General features: G+C 74.2%; 2 protein-coding genes and 1 pseudogene. All 3 read left to right on the top strand.

The window, feature by feature from the left end:
* Positions 1–245, top strand: a pseudogene (locus ACOJUF_RS03720) (cell division protein FtsZ); the annotation flags it as partial.
* A gap of 49 nt (positions 246–294) precedes the next feature.
* Positions 295–1005 (top strand): peptidoglycan editing factor PgeF, encoded by a 711-nt coding sequence (pgeF, locus tag ACOJUF_RS03715; protein ID WP_420120519.1) that lies wholly within the window; start codon positions 295–297, stop codon positions 1003–1005.
* Positions 1006–1158: 153 nt separating this feature from the next.
* A complete protein-coding gene (locus tag ACOJUF_RS03710) occupies positions 1159–1758 on the top strand; it encodes a cell division protein SepF (protein ID WP_420120518.1) in 600 nt (199 codons plus the stop codon).
* The last annotated feature ends 145 nt before the right edge of the window (positions 1759–1903 follow it).

The following is a 1903-nucleotide window of genomic DNA, read 5'->3' as shown; positions in this document are numbered from 1 at the left end:
GCTTCTCCTCGCACCCGCAGCGGGTCGAGCCGCCGCAGCCCCAGTACGCGGCCCCGCAGCCGCAGTACGCCGCCACCCCGCCGCCGCCGGCCCGGGGCACCGCGCCGGCCTACCAGCAGCAGGCGCCGGGCCGGTACCCGGCGCAGCCGCCGGCGCACCAGGGTGCCGCGCCGGCGGGCCGCGGTCGCCCGGCCGTCGATCTGGACGACGACGACGTCGACGTGCCGTCGTTCATGAAGCGCTGACCGCGCCGTCCGTGCCCATGGCTCGGCCCACGGCCACACCCCCGCGCCGGTGATCGGAACCCTGTTCACGACCCGGCGCGGGGGTGTCTCCGTCGCGCCCTACGACGAGTTCAACCTCGGCGGAGCGGTCGGCGACGATCCCGCGGCGGTCCGGGTGAACCGGACGGTGCTGGCCGAGCGGGTCGGCCTGCCGGCCGGGCGGTTCGTCTGGATGGACCAGGTGCACAGCGCACTGGTCCGGACGGTCGGCCGGCCCGGTGACGACCCGCCGGGGGAGTGCGACGGCATCGTCACCGCCGTCCCCGGGGTCGCTCTCGGGGTGCTCGCGGCCGACTGCGTGCCGATCCTCGCCCGGGACGAGCGGGCGGGCGTGATCGGCGCCGCGCACGCCGGGCGCCGGGGCGCCGCCGCCGGCATCGCGGGCCGCCTGCTCGACGCCATGGTGCAGGTCGGCGCGGCGGTCCCGGACGTCTCCGTGCAGCTGGGCCCGGGCATCTGCGGCCGTTGCTACGAGGTGCCGGCCGGCATGCGGGACGAGGTCGAGCGAACGTTGTCGGGGTCGGCGGTGCTGACCGCCCGCGGCACGCCGGGGCTCGACCTCCGGGCCGGCCTGCGACGCCAGTTGCTGGCCGCCGGCGTGTCCGCGGTCCAGGTCGACTCCCGTTGCACCTACGAGGATTCCGAGCTGTACAGCCACCGGCGCGGCGCGCCGACGGGGCGGTTGGCCGGAGTGATCTGGCGCACCCCGGCGGCGTCATGACGATCGGCCCGGCCGGCGACCAGGACGTGTCGATCAAGGGTGTGTCGCGCCACATTCGCCCCCCCGATCGGGGATAGCCTCACCGGCAGGCGTGGAAATCGTTCGCGTGGCAGCAGTTTGGCAAGCAGTGGTCAGCAGGGGAAGGATCGGGACATGGGATCGTGGCGCAAGGTGGGCGCGTTCCTCGGGCTGATGCCGGAGGACGGCCGCCGGGACGAGTACGGCGAGGAGTACCCGGACGGCCAGTACCACGACGGGGCCTACCCGGAGGGTTACGAGCACGATCGGGAGCCCGAGTACGACGACCGCTACGACCACGGTCGGCAGTCGCCCTACCAGACCGCCCCGCGGTCGGTGCCGGCCTACGAGCCGCCCGTCACGCAGGGAGCGCTGGCCGTGCAGGCCCGCCCGGAGGCGCGTCGCGACTACGCCGAGTCGACCGGTGCGATCCGCCCGGTCACCGTGAAGCTGACCGGGTTCAGCGAAGCGCGGATCATCGGTGAGAAGTTCCGCGAGGGCAAGCCGGTCATCCTCGACATGACCGAGATGGACGACACCGGCGCGCGCCGGCTGGTCGACTTCGCCGCCGGGCTCGCGTTCGCCCTCCGCGGGTCGATCGACAAGGTGACCACCAAGGTGTTCATGCTGCTCCCGCCGGACACCGAGATGCCCGAGCTGACCGACTACGAGCCGGAGTACGCCGGCTACGCCGGCACCCGCCCGGCCTACGCCGGAGGCCGCACCGGACGCTGACCCGTCCATCGCCACGGCCGGCGCACCGGCCGGCCGCCAGGTCTTGGCGAAGACGCGGACGAACTCGATGACGATCCGGCCCAGCAGCGCCAGCCGGAAGAACCAGAGAAGCAGCCAGACGACCTGCCAGAGGAGGGACACCCCT

It is taken from the genome of Nakamurella sp. (genome assembly GCF_048594475.1).
In the GTDB taxonomy this organism is placed as follows: Bacteria; Actinomycetota; Actinomycetes; order Mycobacteriales; family Nakamurellaceae; genus Nakamurella.
Note: the sequence above shows the minus strand (reverse complement) of the source record. Positions and strands in the feature narration are given on the sequence as shown.